The organism is Pseudobacillus wudalianchiensis (genome assembly GCF_001685015.1).
In the GTDB taxonomy this organism is placed as follows: domain Bacteria; phylum Bacillota; class Bacilli; order Bacillales; family Domibacillaceae; genus Pseudobacillus; species Pseudobacillus wudalianchiensis.
In genome coordinates this window covers 315341-330397 of sequence record NZ_MAYT01000027.1, presented here as the reverse complement: position 1 = coordinate 330397, position 15057 = coordinate 315341, and the positions used below count along the sequence as shown (strand labels likewise).

At 40.7% G+C, this 15057-nt stretch carries 18 protein-coding genes; all 18 read left to right on the top strand.

What is annotated here, in order from left to right; all coding sequences use genetic code 11:
• Positions 1-336: 336 nt before the first annotated feature.
• Positions 337-1308 (top strand): XkdF-like putative serine protease domain-containing protein, encoded by a 972-nt coding sequence (locus A8F95_RS14790; protein WP_065411203.1) that lies wholly within the window; start codon positions 337-339, stop codon positions 1306-1308.
• Positions 1309-1326: 18 nt separating this feature from the next.
• On the top strand, positions 1327-2256 hold the full coding sequence (locus tag A8F95_RS14785) for a P2 family phage major capsid protein (protein ID WP_065411202.1): 930 nt from the start codon (positions 1327-1329) through the stop codon (positions 2254-2256).
• Positions 2257-2269: 13 nt separating this feature from the next.
• Positions 2270-2431 (top strand): hypothetical protein, encoded by a 162-nt coding sequence (locus A8F95_RS22580; protein WP_176713715.1) that lies wholly within the window; start codon positions 2270-2272, stop codon positions 2429-2431.
• A gap of 3 nt (positions 2432-2434) precedes the next feature.
• On the top strand, positions 2435-2818 hold the full coding sequence (gene yqbG / locus A8F95_RS14780; RefSeq protein ID WP_245671353.1) for a protein YqbG: 384 nt from the start codon (positions 2435-2437) through the stop codon (positions 2816-2818).
• On the top strand, positions 2815-3168 hold the full coding sequence (locus A8F95_RS14775; protein ID WP_065411201.1) for a DUF3599 family protein: 354 nt from the start codon (positions 2815-2817) through the stop codon (positions 3166-3168). Before yqbG ends, A8F95_RS14775 begins: the two co-directional genes overlap by 4 nt.
• Positions 3165-3650 carry an HK97 gp10 family phage protein gene (locus tag A8F95_RS14770; RefSeq protein ID WP_065411200.1) on the top strand — a complete coding sequence of 162 codons (486 nt, stop codon included), beginning with the start codon at positions 3165-3167 and terminating at the stop codon, positions 3648-3650. The genes A8F95_RS14775 and A8F95_RS14770 overlap by 4 nt, the downstream gene beginning before the upstream one ends.
• An 11-nt stretch (positions 3651-3661) precedes the next feature.
• Positions 3662-4105 carry a phage tail terminator family protein gene (locus A8F95_RS14765; RefSeq protein ID WP_065411199.1) on the top strand — a complete coding sequence of 148 codons (444 nt, stop codon included), beginning with the start codon at positions 3662-3664 and terminating at the stop codon, positions 4103-4105.
• Complete coding sequence (locus A8F95_RS14760; protein WP_065411198.1) at positions 4102-4314, top strand: YqzN/YkzM domain-containing protein; 213 nt, start codon at positions 4102-4104, stop codon at positions 4312-4314. Before A8F95_RS14765 ends, A8F95_RS14760 begins: the two co-directional genes overlap by 4 nt.
• Positions 4311-5654 (top strand): phage tail sheath family protein, encoded by a 1344-nt coding sequence (locus tag A8F95_RS14755; RefSeq protein WP_065411197.1) that lies wholly within the window; start codon positions 4311-4313, stop codon positions 5652-5654. Before A8F95_RS14760 ends, A8F95_RS14755 begins: the two co-directional genes overlap by 4 nt.
• A 3-nt stretch (positions 5655-5657) precedes the next feature.
• The gene (locus A8F95_RS14750) at positions 5658-6101 is read left to right on the top strand and encodes a phage tail tube protein (protein ID WP_065411196.1); all 444 of its coding nucleotides are present in this window, start codon (positions 5658-5660) and stop codon (positions 6099-6101) included.
• 52 nt (positions 6102-6153) lie between these two features.
• Entirely contained in the window at positions 6154-6585 is a 432-nt protein-coding gene (locus A8F95_RS14745; protein ID WP_065411195.1) for a phage tail assembly chaperone, read from the top strand.
• 178 nt (positions 6586-6763) lie between these two features.
• A complete protein-coding gene (locus A8F95_RS14740) occupies positions 6764-10540 on the top strand; it encodes a phage tail tape measure protein (RefSeq protein ID WP_065411194.1) in 3777 nt (1258 codons plus the stop codon).
• Complete coding sequence (locus A8F95_RS14735; RefSeq protein ID WP_065411193.1) at positions 10533-11285, top strand: LysM peptidoglycan-binding domain-containing protein; 753 nt, start codon at positions 10533-10535, stop codon at positions 11283-11285. Before A8F95_RS14740 ends, A8F95_RS14735 begins: the two co-directional genes overlap by 8 nt.
• A gap of 9 nt (positions 11286-11294) precedes the next feature.
• Positions 11295-12707: a C40 family peptidase gene (locus tag A8F95_RS14730; protein WP_065411192.1), complete on the top strand. Its 1413-nt coding sequence runs from the start codon at positions 11295-11297 to the stop codon at positions 12705-12707.
• Positions 12708-12720: 13 nt separating this feature from the next.
• Positions 12721-13035 carry a DUF2577 domain-containing protein gene (locus A8F95_RS14725; protein WP_065411191.1) on the top strand — a complete coding sequence of 105 codons (315 nt, stop codon included), beginning with the start codon at positions 12721-12723 and terminating at the stop codon, positions 13033-13035.
• Between the two features lie 14 nt (positions 13036-13049).
• Positions 13050-13472: a DUF2634 domain-containing protein gene (locus tag A8F95_RS14720; protein WP_065411190.1), complete on the top strand. Its 423-nt coding sequence runs from the start codon at positions 13050-13052 to the stop codon at positions 13470-13472.
• Positions 13472-14521 carry a baseplate J/gp47 family protein gene (locus A8F95_RS14715; RefSeq protein WP_065411189.1) on the top strand — a complete coding sequence of 350 codons (1050 nt, stop codon included), beginning with the start codon at positions 13472-13474 and terminating at the stop codon, positions 14519-14521. The genes A8F95_RS14720 and A8F95_RS14715 overlap by 1 nt, the downstream gene beginning before the upstream one ends.
• Complete coding sequence (locus A8F95_RS14710) at positions 14514-15056, top strand: putative phage tail protein (RefSeq protein ID WP_065411188.1); 543 nt, start codon at positions 14514-14516, stop codon at positions 15054-15056. The genes A8F95_RS14715 and A8F95_RS14710 overlap by 8 nt, the downstream gene beginning before the upstream one ends.
• The last annotated feature ends 1 nt before the right edge of the window (position 15057 follow it).

The following is a 15057-nucleotide window of genomic DNA, read 5'->3' as shown; positions in this document are numbered from 1 at the left end:
CTAGCTGAGTATCCAATAATAAACGCCCACATAGTTTCAATCGCTGACCCTAGGAATTCAAAAAACGTTTTACGGAATTTTGTTTTTTTCATAGGCAACTCCTCCTTTTTTGATACCACAGACGTGGACATCAATCTGTAACTTGCATATCTCATTAGCGAAAAGAGGGCGAATAAAACTACTATTGAAATAACTCCCAGCGGAATTGCACTGATGGTTGCTGACCCTAACCTAAGCGTATAAGTGCTTATATGATTATACCATTTTTTAGAATGGAGTGAGCCTTATGAAGATATATTTTTTAGGGGATATCTTATGGAGGGAGGTGAGCGATAAATGCCAAGAGAATTAATTAACGCTAATATTACTCATGTTTCTTACGTGGACAAAGGAGCCAACCAGAAGCAGTTTTTCTTTACTAAATCAGATAGAGAGTCAAACTTTCAAAAAGAAGTGAAGCTATTCATTAACAAAGAAGAGGAAGAGCAGCAGCTAGTATATGGAATTGTTTATGAGCCAGATGTGGAAGATTCACATGGGGATTATATGACAGCTCCAGAAATTGAAAAAGCGGCTCATGGCTTTATGAGAGATGCTCGCAATATCGATAAGCAGCATGACTTCAATGTAGGAGTCGGTGAGGTGGTTGAATCTTACATTGCACCAGCAGACTTTACGATTGGTGAAGAGACAATTAAAAAGGGATCTTGGGTGCTTGTTACGAAGGCATCTGATGAGATTTGGGGAGAGATTAAGAAAGGAGCCATTACTGGATATTCAATGGCCGGTACTGCTGAGACAATTGAAAAGCAACACGAAAAGCCTGTTACTAAATCGGAAAACGATGAAGTGAAAGGCTTTTTTAATTTGATTAAAAACTTCTTCTCTGGCAAAGAAGATAATCAAAGAGCTTCAGAGAAGGATTTGGGAAGCATTGAAAAGGCTGGGAGAAAGATTTCAGCCGCTCGTATGGATAAAATCAATGCAGCATTTGAAGCTCTGAATGAGCTGAAGTCAGAAGTTGAAGAGGAGGAAGACGTAGTGAAAAAAGAAGATATTGAAAAGGCCGTACAAGCGGCACTGGAACCACTTGTTAAACGCTTGGATTCTATTGAAAAGAATGAGCAGCAATCAGAACAGGCTCAAGATGATGTCAGCAAGCAATTAGAGGAGACCATTGCAAAAGCGTTGGAACCGCTAAACAAGCGTTTAGAAGCAGTAGAGAAAGCCCGCAATATTTCTAAGCAATCGCAAGAAGAACCAGAGAACGAAGAGATTCAGAAACATTATCTAAGCGGGATTCTTTAATTGAAGGGAGTAAAGTCTATGACTATCACTAATAATCAGATTTTGAAAGACGGGGCAATTACAACGGGTTCGATTACTTCAGGTCTTTTAAACCCTGAACAGTCCAAACAATTTATTCAGCAGACATTTGAAGCAACAGCGCTTGGTGGATTAATCCGCAAAGAAATGCGGCGTGCAAAAACTGGTGAAATCGATAAGATTGGTATTGATTCTCGTATTCTACGTAAGAAAACAGAAGATACAGACGATGGATACCGTCAAAAACCAAAGTTCGATAAGGTTGAATACTCAACAACAGCTGTACGACTGCCATGGGAAATTACAGAAGAGTCTCTACGTGAAAATATTGAAGGACAGGGTTTTGAAGACACAGTAACAAAACTTATGACAACTCAACTAGGGATCGACCTAGAAGATCTATATTTAAATGGCGACGAAGCGACTCTTGATACAGATCCTGACTATGACTTTTTGAAAATCAATGATGGTTGGTTAAAACAACTGACTACAGGTTCGCATGTAGAAGATCGTTCTGCAAAAGATGCGGGGGCTATTTCTCTTAACGTATTCTATGATGCCCTATCTCAATTACCAGATAAATATAATGATGGTTCATTACGTTGGCTAGTTGCTCCCTCTTTGAAACAAAAGTGGGAGCATTATTTATTAAACGAAAATATTAAAAATGGTGGCGGTCTTTCAGAATCCATTATGAATGCACCGGCTAGCATTCCTTTCGTGACTGTACCACGTATGCCTAAAGATAAAATGATGTTGGTCAATCCGAAAAACTTGATTGTTGTTAATACGTACGACGTGAAAATCCGCAAAACAGTTGAGGGCAAAGAGGCTATTATGCAAGATAAGCGCTTCTATGTAGTTCACCTTGATTTTGATCCAATTATCGAAGAAAAAGATGCTGCTGTCCTAGTAAAAGGTTTGGCATAGGGAGTGTTTTTACATGACGAAATTAAAATTGATCAAAGCTTTATCGTACAGCGGAATTGTGAGTGCTGACGCTCGTAACCCTTTTGTTGAAGTGAAGACAAAGAAAGAAGCCGAAGAAGCGGTAAAAACAGGGTACTTTAAAATCGTCAATGAAGAAGAAAAAGAAAAGGAGTGATAGATGTTGCTCATCACTCCCGCAGATGTTATTGCATACTCTGTGTTTGATGCAGTAAAAGAGCGGCCGGCATCGCTACTCGAACAAGATATTCTGGAGGCAGAAATCGAGATCGAGAGTATTGTCGGTCATGACTTTTCTGAGGTTGCTCTGCTTCCCGATAAAGTAAGACTAGCCTTATTGAAAATGGTTCAATTCTACGCACTCATTAATAGTGATGAATCAATCGTCAAGGGCTATATCTCGGAAAAGATAGGGGACTACTCTTATACGCTTGCCAATGGACAAACCATTCGAAAGCCAGACGTTAAAAGCTTATTGAAAGAATTTATTAAAACGGAACCGATAGACAGTGGCGGTGTTCAAATGAGGTTGAGAGCCTTATGAGTTACCGTAATCTTTTAACTCATCGATGTGATGTCTACCATTTGATGAAGGATAAGAGTGAGGGAGCATGGGGCATACCGGGGAGTGACTTGGAAGAAGAATTTTCCTATGGCAAGATTCCGAACCTTACTGCTGTTCCTTGCTACTTCACGGAAAAGAATCAGTCCATTCTCCAAGGAGAACCTAATCCAACGGTGATTCAATCGTTTCTTGTTCACTTCTTGCCGTCTGCAGACATTAGGATGAATGACAAAATAATCTGGAACGGCATTGAATTGATATTGCAGATTCCAAAAAAGATCAAGAATCATCATATCGAAGTAACAGCTACTCGGAGTGAACGCCTATGAGCTTAAAAATACTCGGTCTAAAACAATTTATAAAACAGGTGGAGAAAGCTACTGATGGAGGGCTGAAAAGGGAGTTCGGTTTATGGCTTGAAGGTCTTGGAATGGACTTTCTCGGCCTGATTCAAGACGAGATTATTCGGACAGAAACAGTGGATACTCGAAGGCTACTAAACTCTTTCAATCGAGGGGATTCTGAGGGGATTTGGTCTATTAGTGAAGGTGGATTGACGTTAGAGATTGGAACTCGGTTGGCATATGCCAGCTACGCAAACGATGGTCACTTTCAACAGAAACGTTTTGTACCCGGATATTGGAGAGGTGATCGATTTGTTTATGAACCAGGAGCCAGTACTGGCATGATGTTGAGAGAAAAGTGGGTAGAAGGCTCGCATTATTGGGACAATGCTCTCGCTATTTTTGAAAGGATTTTTCAAAGGAGCTTAGAGCGTCGTATGCAGCAGTGGTTAGATACAGAGTTTTAGGAGGTGGAGCATTGAATCCAGAAGTGGCATCCCTTATGAGTTATTTCTACAAGCTGTTTCCCTGTAAGATCTATACGAAAGAAGTGCCGGAAAACTTTGTGGTTCCAAGTATGTATTTCCCTCCTCCTTTCGCTTTTAATAGCAATGATACTCTCTCTACCTTTATGAAAACATATAGTTTGCCAGTGAAGTTGTTTCATAAGGATTCACAACAGGCAAATAATGAGGCCGAGCGGATTGCTGATGTTGTTAACAGTAAACGAGGACTTATACCAATGATTGATCAAACAGGAGCTCTAACAGGGGAATATATAAGAATCAATCGTATTGAAACAAGAATATCAGACAGTGGAGTAGCGATTATCCAAGTAACATGGGATAGTCGTTATTTTTATGAGAAAGAAGATTATGCGCTGTTTGAGAACTTTGAAACGGATAGTGAGGTGAAATCATGACAAGCAAAGCGGAACAAACTGCTTCCAAAACAACTGATGCAGAACCGAAATTTTATTTACATGAATTGCGCGAGCACTCTCAAAAGCTTTTTGGTGTTAAGCCGGAAGTTTTTGACGGGGCTGTTTTAGGCATGAAAGATATTCAAGCAACAAAGACGGAAGTAAAGAAGCGTATTGACGCTTTCTTAAAGAAGGAGGTTAAACAATGAACGGTGGAGCATTTATCCCTGGCGAGGAAAAGGCACGTGCAGGTTTTTATTTTCGTTTTACCTCAGCTCCTAATGAGCGTTTATCTGTGGGGGACAGAGGTCGTGTAGCTCTTCCACTCGTTTTAAATTGGGGAGAACCAAAGAAGTTTATCGAGATTACAAAGTCAGAAGATGTGGAGAAGAAACTCGGGTTGGATATTAACGATCCGGCCCTTTTGCTTTTGCGCGAAGCGAAAAAGAAAGCTAAAACAGTCCTTGCTTATCGAGTAAATGAAGGTACAAAAGCATCTGCAGAAGTAGCAACCGGAGTTACTGCAACAGCCGTATATGGCGGTACAAAAGGCAATGACATTATGATCAAAATCGCCTCTAATGTGGTGGATGAAACAAAGAAAGATGTCACAACTTTTATGGGAAGCAAAGCCGTTGATAAGCAAATCGTAGAGAATGCAAGCGAGTTAAAAGCAAATGCTTGGGTTACATTCGAAGGTACCGGAGAGTTGACTAACTCCGCAGGCATCAAGTTAACTGGTGGCGCTGATGGCACACCAACAAACCTTGATTACTTGGAATTTCTAGCTGCTTCCGAAACAGAGTATTTCGATACTATTGCCTTACCAGTGGCAGAGGAAGAACAGTTAAAAGCGGCCTTTATCTCATTTATTCGTCGTGTACGTGATCAGCAAGGAGTAAAGGTTCAAGGCGTACTTGCTAACGCTCCGGCTGATTTTGAAGGGATTATCAATGTGACAAACGGAGCGGTACTCCCTGATAGAACACTTACTCCAGCTGAAACAACAGCTTGGGTTGCTGGTGCCTCTGCCGGTGCAACGATCAATCAGTCTCTGACGTTTGTTGAATATGAAGGGGCTATTGATGTTTTCCCTCGTTATGATAATGATGAAATCGTTGAGCGGCTGGCTAAAGGTGAATTTATGCTAACGTTCGATGCTCGTGATAAAACCGTAACGGTTGAAAAGGATATCAACTCATTTGTGTCCTTTACGAAAGAAAAAGATAAGAAGTTCCAAAAGAACAAGATTATTCGGATCATGGATGCAATAAACAATGATATCACTCGCGAGTTAAAACGAGAGATTAAGATTCGAAAAGAAAAAGGACAGGATATTCCTGTGAATGGGGATGGGATTCAAATTCTCAGCACTTTAGTAACCATTTATATGAACACCTTGCAAGAAGGCGGAGCTATCAAGAATTTTAATTCACAGAATGATGTTCAGATTACCATTAACAATGACGGAGATGGTTTCTATATCAACACTGGCGTGCAACCAGTGGACAGTGGGGAGAAATTTTATTTCGGGCTGGAGGTTCGTTAATCTATGGCATTTCGTTCGGGTAACACAATTAGTGGAAAAGAAGGCCGCTTGTTCTTAGACGGAGAGGAAATGGCCTACGTTAAAAGCTTTGAAGCAAATATAGAAAAAGAGAAAACTGAAGTGAAAGTTTTAGGGCGGCGAATGACAGGACATAAAACTGTCGGGGCGAGTGGTACCGGCACACTGACTGTTTATAAGGTTACTTCTAAGTTTGTTCGATTAATGATCAACTATGTAAAAACAGGAGAAGATCCGTATTTCACTTTTCAAGAGGTGCTGGATGATAAATCATCTGGTAGAGGAACAGAACGAGTAACTATTTATGATGTTAACTTCGATAGCGCCAAGGTAGCTGGCTTAAATGCAGAGGGAGAAATCTTAGAGGAAGAATTACCATTTACATTTGAAGACATTGATATGCCAGAGGAATTGCGAGAGGACTTTTAATGGTTCTCTTTTTTAATAACAATCAAACTATTTAATTGGAGGAATATGAGCTATGACAAAACGTGATATGAGTTTCTTTATGGCAGGGAGAGCCCAGGCAGTAACGGAGGAAGAAGTCTATGTTTCAAAGAGATACAAAGATAACGAGGGAAAAGTGATCCCATTTCTAATGAAGCCTATTACAACAGAGCGAATCGAAGAGCTAGAAAAAGAATGCATTGAGCCGGTCAAAGAGAATGGCAAAAAAGTAGGCGAGCAGTTAAATAGAGCCCGCTGGATTGCCCGTATGGGAATCGAGTCAACAGTTTATCCAGATTTTAAAAATAAAGAACTCCTTAAATCTTACGGTGTAGTAGACCCTGTAGATGCGGTGAAAAAGGTATTGTCAGTAGGTGGAGAGTTTGCAGAATGGATGAATGCTACACAGCGTATTAATGGCTATGATGAAGATTTTGAGGAACTAGTTGAAGAAGCAAAAAACTAATTGAGGATGGAGATCGTGATGCGGTCTACATCCATTTTTTGATTCATGAGAGAAATTATAAGCCACGTGATTTGCAAGATTTGTGGGAAATGCCGAAGGAGAGAAAGGCATTCCTATATGCATCCCTTGAAAAATATTTAAAAGATCATAAAGCCAAACCGAAAGGAGGGTGATCGCTTTGGCAAGATTAACAGCTGTCTTTGAAATGAAAGATAATATTTCGAGAAGATTAAGAGGACTACATCGCAATTTGGAAAGCATTGAATCCGTTACTGAAGCTACCAATACTGCCATTCGTAGACTTGATAGAGCCAGAGCGAATCCCCGATTAGAGGTAATTGACAGTGCAACGGGTACTATTCGCGTTGTAGAGAGAAGGATTTCGTCATTAGATAATGCGACTGCTTCTCCAACTCTAGAGGCGATTGATCGTTTAACCGGTACCCTGGATCAAATAGACCGAAGGCTGGACAGTGTTGATAGCGCGAGAGCCACCGCCGAAATTGCGGCGATAGACAATTTAAGCAGTATTTTAGAACGGATAGAACAACGGTTAGACAGTGTGGACAGTGAACAGGCTACAGCAGAAATTACAGCAGATGATCAAGCTTCCTCGGTAATAGAAGATATACAGGGGCGTTTAGATCAATTAAAAGGGACTGTATTAACTATTGGAGCAGCTGGGGGAATCACGGGTTCCGGGATTATTGGCTCTAGCTCTTCAGCCATGACTCAAGATGCCAGAACAAGCGCTGCCACAGGCATAGCTGCTTCAGACGTCAGAAAAATAGTTAATGATATTTTTTATAAAAAAATGGTCGGAAATTCAAGAGAAGAAGTTGCCTTGTCCCTTCAAAATATGGCTCAGCAGACCGACCTTAGAGGAAATCAGTTAAAAACTGCTTCTGAAATTTCGAATAAGATTGCCATGATCCATGAAAAGGATGTCCCGGAAGTAGATCGTTCGTTATCCAGTATGATGAAGAACTTCAAAATTGATTCGAAAAGGGCAGGTGATAACCTCGCCTATGTGTTTAAACATGCAGGGGATCAATATGATGATCTTTTAGATACATTTAATGAGTATAGCTCAAGCTTTGTAGATATGGCATTAAAACCTGAACAGGTTTCTGCTGCATTTGTAGCTGGAACAAAAAGCGGTGCGCGAAATTTCGATGAAATGGCTGATGCAATGCGTGAGTTTAACATCAAGCGCCGAGAAATGACTGATGATCAGGTGGCTGCTTTCAAGAAAGTGCTTGGAGCCGATGAAGCCAAGAAAATGTTTAAAGGTTTTGAAAAGGGCTCTTATACTGGTCAAGAAGCGATGTACAGGTTGGCTCATGGCCTTTCAAAGATTAAGGATGAAAACGAACGTGCAGCTATTGCTACGGAACTCATAGGAACCAAATATGAAGATCTGAAGCAACCTATTCTAGATATGGCCAATGCGATAGATGATCCCATAAAAGCTACAGGTGAACTCAATAAGCAGTTCAATGATATGCAAAATAATAACCCCATGACACCGATTAATGATGCAGGTCGAAAGCTAAATCAAACTATGACAGAGATCGGCCACGGCATCATTACCAATGTAGCCCCTGCTTTCGAAAAGTTAAATAAGTGGTTAGATTCTAAAGAAGGACAGGAAGCTATCAAAAAAATGACGAAATCAATTACTGACTTTGCGGCTGCTTTTGGAAAAGTTCTAGCTCCTACAATTGAGTTTGGAATCGAGTATTTTAAGATAATAGGTTCTGCAGTTGTGGGATTAGGTGTCACTCTCGGTATAGTGCTGCCTGCTATAAAGGCATTCCTAGCTGTCAAAGGTCTTCTCATCCGAAGACCAAGAAATAACGGTTTAGATGATATAACAAACAGCATGGACCGTATGGATCGTCGTTCAAGGAGAGGCGCACGTGGTGTTAGAAGTCTAACAGATAGACTAAAAGACTTGTTTAAAATACGTCCGCCTGCAGATAACCCAATCTTTGGGGATGATACTCGAACTGGCAGACGTAGAAATACACGATCAGGGCGACGTAGAGGAATAAGTAGACTAGGTGGTGCCGGTAAAGGTGTTGGCGTTCTAGGTACACTTGCTGCTTTCCTAGCCGTAGACCAAGTAGGAACTGGATTGGGTGATTGGCTCTTCGGCCATAAAGCTGGGCAAGAAAAGTTTAATGGTTTGCTCAGTAATCCTTTTAAAGATCCGGGAACTTACACAGAGGATCGGCAAGGCGCCTTATCGAAGCTGTTTTTTGGTTCCAAAGAGAGTAAGGAGAATAAAGCTGTAGCTAACAATGAAGGGAAAGCTCAAGGGCAGGCCTTTGCTAAAAACTTCATGGCCGGGCTAAACTCGGCACAGATGAATGTCTACAATTGGTTAAATCAGAAAGTCTATAAACCTGTAGGAAGTGCGGCTAAAAACTCCAAACATCTAGGATATGCTTTTAGTGCTGGATTTGTACAAGGGTTAAATAGTGCTCCAGGAAGTGTCTACTCTTGGATTAACGAAAAGATTTACAAGCCATTCGGAAGTGCTGCAAAAGGTTCTCGGCACTTAGGTTACGCATTTAGTTATGGTTTTGTGACAGGCCTTAGCAGCGCTCCTGTTGATGTTTATTCTTGGATTAATAAAAATATTTATATTCCAGTAGGAAGCGCCGTAAAGAGTGCCAAGCATTTTGGATATGCGTTTAGTTATGGCTTTGTTGCAGGCATGAAAAAGAGTCCTCTATCCGTGAGCTCTTGGGTTAGAACAAATATCTATCAGCCTTTTAATCAAGCGGCCTTAGGGGCAAAATCATACGGGTCAGCACTTGTGTACAACTTTAAAAGTGGAATTAAAGCAGTACCGGTTGGCATGAAAATTTGGCTGAATAATCATATTGGACAACCGTTTCTAAAGTATATACAAAGCGGAAAAGGGTTTGGTCAAGGGCTCGTTGGTTATTTTATTAGCGGCATGAGAAGCAAGAAAGATGATGTATCAGCTGAAGCGAAAGTGCTTGCGAAGGTGGTAGAGTCTGCATTTAGAAAAGAACTTGGAATCCATTCACCTTCTCGTGTTATGGCCGATCTTGGTTATTGGTCAGCTATGGGAGTAGTAAAAGGATTCAGCAGTGTTGATATCTCTAAAATCGCTAAAAGTAAGGCTAATGAGTTAATGAGTTCGTTTGGTAATTATAGTGGTGGCGGAGCTGCAATGGCTCGCAGCGCTATCATGCAAGCGTTACAGATCACAGGTATGCCAATGAGCTGGCTAGAGCCACTTATGTGGATAGCACAGAAAGAGTCTGGGTTTAACCCAAATGCTATTAACTTATGGGACATTAATGCTAAAAGAGGAGATTCATCTGTTGGACTCTTTCAAATTATTAATAGTACATTCCAACGATGGAAACTCCACGGTATGAATGATAGAAGAAATCCGTTGCATTCAGCAATTGCTGCCATTCGTTATATCAATGGTCGTTATGGCGGGATTCACAATCATCCAGGAGTGAAATCGCGGGCTCGCGGTGGTGGATATAAACCGTATGAGCGTGGCGGTATCATTACACATGATCATATCGCTCGTGTCGGTGAAGGAAATAAGAAAGAAGTTATTATTCCTCTTGAACAGCATCGTAGTCGGGCGCTTGGATTGTTGGAATATGCACAAAAAGCGCTTGGTGTACCACCTGTAGGGTTAAATGTTACAAACACAACAGCTTCGAATCCAGTTGTGCTGCCAGAAGAACAAACGCAAGCAGTCCGTAATATCATGAGTCGGCCTATCCAAACAGCCAATAAGGGTATACGTGACATTGTCGTTCAAATCACTGGGGAGAGCCATTATCACAATGATATGGATGCTGAGAAGGTTGGGAAAATCGCTGTGAAGGCTGTTGAACAACATTTAGAAGAAGAATATTTTGCTGGAGGGGAGATGGCGGTGTATGACTAAGAGTGTATATGAAGTCTGGTTTTCATGGCCTAATGGAACAAAGTCGCGCCTCCCTGTTTTGCCGACAACTATAGAGATTACAAGTGGTACAAAAAATGAAAGTGTGGATATTGCAGGATTAGGGGAAGTGACGATATTACAAGAGCCATCGGCAAAAGTAATTTCGTTCTCCTCTTTTTTTCCTGCTCGCATGAGCCCGTTAGTTGAGTATCCAAACCCATCTAAGCCATGGGCTTTTATTGAGAGATTTGAACTGTTCAAAGATAGCAAGAAACCTGTCCGTATCATAATAACCGGAACACCTATTAATATGGCTGTCTCGATTGAAGATTTTAATTACCATGAAGAAGGCGGTGTTGTAGGAGATATTAATTACACTGTGACGCTAAAAGAATACCGCTTTGTTTCTCCGAGGAAAATTAATACTAAAAAGAACACGAACTCCGGTGATCAGAAAAGACCAGATACAAAACCAATTCCTAAAACTTATAAAGTCAAAAAGGGGGATACTCTCACAGGGATTGCAAAAACGATTTATAAAAATAGTGCGGAGTGGAAAACCATTTGGGAAGCGAACAAGCAAATGTTCGTTAGAAGAGATAAAAGAAATGTGAAACATCCAGGTCGCTATATCTATCCTGGGCAAGTTCTAACTATTCCTCAAAAACAAATAGTCACAGGAGTCACTGCGGCAAACCCTAAGATCGTTCAAGAAGGAATTGTATCTGTAAGTCTTCGCAAATGAGGGATGAGAATGATTGAGTTATTTTTGGTTAAGCCAACTTACATGATGGACATTCCCGTTTCAACAGTTACATGGTCTGGTCAGAGATATCAAGCAGCGCGTAAGATCGAAGCTTCAATTTTTTATAACAATTCGGGGAGTCATCATTTCCAAGAGGTCACTGAAGGAGATACTCTTCTCTTTAAATGGAAAGGGAAGGAACTGTTTCGAGGGACTGTCTTTAATCGGTCTCGCAACAAAAGCGGAATGCTCACACTCACAGCCTATGATATGCTGCAGTATTTCCTGCTGAATAAAGACGTTTATAACTTTTCAGGGAAACGGTTGGACGAGATCCTGGTGAGAATGTGCAAAGATTTTGAGGTTCCTTATGTTCCTTTTGCAAATACAAAGGCAAAAGTCGGAAAGGTCATTGATCAAGAAACCCCTCTTTATGATATTGCGCTCAGGGCAATGATCGACACTCACAAAGCTTCAAAAAGAAAGTTTCATATTGAATCACGACTTGGAAAAGTACACTTAAGAGAATTAAAGACTCAGGATATTCAATGGGTACTAGAGGTTGGCAACAACATCATTGATTACACTTATGATACATCTATTGAGGAAACTGCTACCCGAGTGAAATTAGCGTCTGGTGAAGGAAATAAGACCGTCACTGCAGTTGTTACAGATGAAGAAGGTAAAAAGAAATTTGGCGTCCTTCAGCATTATGAAAAAGTATCTGAGACTTTAAAGAAGTCGGCTTTAACCAAAAAGGGAAGAGAAATTCTTGATAAGAAAAAGGGCGTTAAAAAGAAGTTGGATGTAGAGGCACTGGGCATTGAATCAGCTACAAGCGGTAACGCTATTTATGCCATGATTGATGATATTAGAACGAAGCAAACCATGTATATTGATACTGACGTACACACCTTTGAAGGAAATAAACATACGATGAGTCTACATTTAATTGAAACAAATGATTTTCCTGAAATGGACGAGTTGTCTGCTCTATCGGAATCTGGATCGTCTGAAGAAGGAACAAGAAAAGCCGATAAAGTTGTCGCATTGGCAAAGAGCTATAAAGGACGGCTCAAATATAACTATGGAGGTAAAAATATTGATGGAGGTAGTGGAGACTGTTCTGGTTTCACTTATTTCATCTTTAAAAAGGTTGGCGTTGATCTAGGACCTAGCACGGCCACACAAATTAAAAAGGGAAGAAAGGTCGATCAGTCTGCAGCACAAGCTGGAGACTTAGTCTTTTTTAAGGGGACAATGAAGAGTCGCGGACCAAACGTGGTATCTCATGTTGGGATCGTTACAAAACCGGGATATTGTGTGAGTTTAGGAAACAGTGGCTGTAAGGAGCATGGATATTTAAGGAGCAATAGCTCCTATTGGGGGCCTAAATTCATGCAGATTAATCGTGTGTTATAAGGAGTGAAAGGGAATGGCGCTATATAATACTATTAAAAAACTAGCCATTGATGCTAGCAAAGCGGAGATCCCTGTTAGGATTTTAGACGCTGATGTTGTCTTTACGACTCCTTTGAGTATTCGGCTAATGAAAAACAATAAGTTAATTCTCTCTGAAGAGTGTTTTGTCATTCCGGAATCTCTGACGGATCACACTGTACAAGTACAAACGCCTCGTGGAACGGAAACACATACGGTACTAAATGGTTTGAAGGCAGGAGACGAGCTTGTTGTTGCTTCGGTTCAAGGAGGTGGTCTGTATTATGTTTTGGACCGCAAAGCAAAATAAAGGTGTGGTAATGCATGGCATTATCGCCTGAAATCAATATTGAACAGACGGAAGAAGTTAGTATAAATGAACTGCTGGAGTTAAAAACTTATCGATTTGATTTTGAGAAAAAGAGGCTGACAAGTGAGCTAATTAGCGGATTAGAAGCGATTAAGCAATCTATTCTGTTTGCGTTATATATCCCTCGGTATGCTCACTCAATATATTCCAGCGAAACCGGAAACGAGCTCGCTGATATGCTAGCCGACAATGAGACAACGGTTGCTTTTAAAATCATGGAAATTGAGCGGCTTGTGACAGAAGCACTTATCTATGATCCTCGTATTGAGCAAGTCTATGACTTTGTTATTGAACATATTGATGATGCCTTTTACGTGAACTTTAAAGTAGATACAGCGCTTGGAGAAATAGAAATAGAGGAGGTGTTAGCGACCTAATGTTTGAACAATACACTTCTGAGTATCTTTTGCAAGAAATGATCAACGAAACAAAACCTGAATTTGATACAAGCGAGACATCTCCTTTATATGCGTCCTACGCTGCTAGTGCCAATCAAGTCGCAAAGGCTTACCGATATTTAAACAGAGTACTAGAGTTAGTTTTCGCCTCAACGAGCGAAGGAGAATATTTAGAAAAGAGAACCTCTGAAATGGGTGTTTTTTATAGGAGTGCAGTAGCAGCTATACGCAGAGGAGATTTTAATATTTCGGTTCCCATAGGGAGCCGTTTTTTTGTAGAGGATGTTTATTTTGTAGTATCCGATAATGAAAATGGTGTTCAGTTATTATGCGAGGAAGAAGGGGAAATCGGAAATAAGTTTCCTGTTGGAACAGAATTGCTTCCCGTTGAATCCATCAATGGACTAGAAACTGCTCGTCTTGGCGAAATCATTATTCCCGGTAAGGAAAGAGAATCGGAGGAATCGTTATTTGTTCGTTACCAGGATAAAGTAGCTGAACCAGCAACAAGCGGGAACATCGGTCACTACAAAGAATGGGTCAGCGAATTTGAAGGAGTAGGAGCCGTAAAAGTTTTTCCAAATTGGGACGGTCCAGACACGGTTAAAGTAGTTATTGTTGATTCAAACTTTATGCCGGCTGCCCCAGAGTTAGTCCAAAGTATTCAAGCAGCATTAGATCCAGTTCCTGGCCAGGGAGAAGGATTAGCTCCTATCGCTGCTTTTATCACTGTAGAAAGTGCTGCATCCTACACAATAAACGTTTCAGCAACAATAGAAATTGATTCTTCGACAACGGTAGAAGAAGTGCAAAAGCAATTTGAACAAATATTAGCTACTCATCTGAAAAGCATTGCTTTTAAAGAAGAGATTGATCCGATTGTGCGTGAGCGGGTGGTTGGTTCGCTATTAGTAGGCATACCTGGAGTAATTGATTATTCCACTCTATTAATTAACGGTCAAATGGCTAATATTACTCTTTCTGAAAGCGAAACACCAGTCGTTGGGCAGGTGACGTTAAATGTCTAGCCAAGAGGAAATACTCGTAGATTTGCCAGTTATATTTCGTGAATCACCAGAATTCCAAGAGAAAGCTCGTGTTGAGGGAATGATCTATGATCGTCTTGAACGCCATATTGACGATGTACTCAACAATGTATTTATTGATAGTGCCACATGGGGACTGTCGATTATGGAACAGGAGTTTAGGATTCCTACGGATATTAACAAGCCTCTTGATCAGCGTCGTTCGGTTCTAAAGGCTAAAAAGCGTGGGGTAGGAACAGTTAGCGCTAGTATGATAAAAAGTGTTGCTGAATCCTTTCAAAACGGTTCTGTTGATGCGAGAGCAATCCAAGGAGAATCGAAAATACTGATCAACTTCAATGATGTGTATGGTATTCCTCCCAATTTAGAAGATATAAAGGTCGCGCTTCGAAAGATATTACCGGCACATCGTGTTATTGAATTCCAGTTCAAATACTTAATGATTAAAGAGGTAGCTGCTATGACATTGACTGAACTTGAAGCTACGCCATTAAATAAGTTTGCAGGAGGTGCATGAT

Bases quoted from the DNA above. Each gene is read 5' to 3' on its own strand.
- A8F95_RS14790 (WP_065411203.1), top strand. From the start codon at position 337: ATGCCAAGAGAATTAATTAACGCTAATATTACTCATGTTTCTTACGTG.
- A8F95_RS14785 (WP_065411202.1), top strand. From the start codon at position 1,327: ATGACTATCACTAATAATCAGATTTTGAAAGACGGGGCAATTACAACG.
- A8F95_RS22580 (WP_176713715.1), top strand. From the start codon at position 2,270: ATGACGAAATTAAAATTGATCAAAGCTTTATCGTACAGCGGAATTGTG.
- yqbG (WP_245671353.1), top strand. From the start codon at position 2,435: ATGTTGCTCATCACTCCCGCAGATGTTATTGCATACTCTGTGTTTGAT.
- A8F95_RS14775 (WP_065411201.1), top strand. From the start codon at position 2,815: ATGAGTTACCGTAATCTTTTAACTCATCGATGTGATGTCTACCATTTG.
- A8F95_RS14770 (WP_065411200.1), top strand. From the start codon at position 3,165: ATGAGCTTAAAAATACTCGGTCTAAAACAATTTATAAAACAGGTGGAG.
- A8F95_RS14760 (WP_065411198.1), top strand. From the start codon at position 4,102: ATGACAAGCAAAGCGGAACAAACTGCTTCCAAAACAACTGATGCAGAA.
- A8F95_RS14755 (WP_065411197.1), top strand. From the start codon at position 4,311: ATGAACGGTGGAGCATTTATCCCTGGCGAGGAAAAGGCACGTGCAGGT.
- A8F95_RS14750 (WP_065411196.1), top strand. From the start codon at position 5,658: ATGGCATTTCGTTCGGGTAACACAATTAGTGGAAAAGAAGGCCGCTTG.
- A8F95_RS14745 (WP_065411195.1), top strand. From the start codon at position 6,154: ATGACAAAACGTGATATGAGTTTCTTTATGGCAGGGAGAGCCCAGGCA.
- A8F95_RS14735 (WP_065411193.1), top strand. From the start codon at position 10,533: ATGACTAAGAGTGTATATGAAGTCTGGTTTTCATGGCCTAATGGAACA.
- A8F95_RS14730 (WP_065411192.1), top strand. From the start codon at position 11,295: ATGATTGAGTTATTTTTGGTTAAGCCAACTTACATGATGGACATTCCC.
- A8F95_RS14725 (WP_065411191.1), top strand. From the start codon at position 12,721: ATGGCGCTATATAATACTATTAAAAAACTAGCCATTGATGCTAGCAAA.
- A8F95_RS14720 (WP_065411190.1), top strand. From the start codon at position 13,050: ATGGCATTATCGCCTGAAATCAATATTGAACAGACGGAAGAAGTTAGT.
- A8F95_RS14715 (WP_065411189.1), top strand. From the start codon at position 13,472: ATGTTTGAACAATACACTTCTGAGTATCTTTTGCAAGAAATGATCAAC.
- A8F95_RS14710 (WP_065411188.1), top strand. From the start codon at position 14,514: ATGTCTAGCCAAGAGGAAATACTCGTAGATTTGCCAGTTATATTTCGT.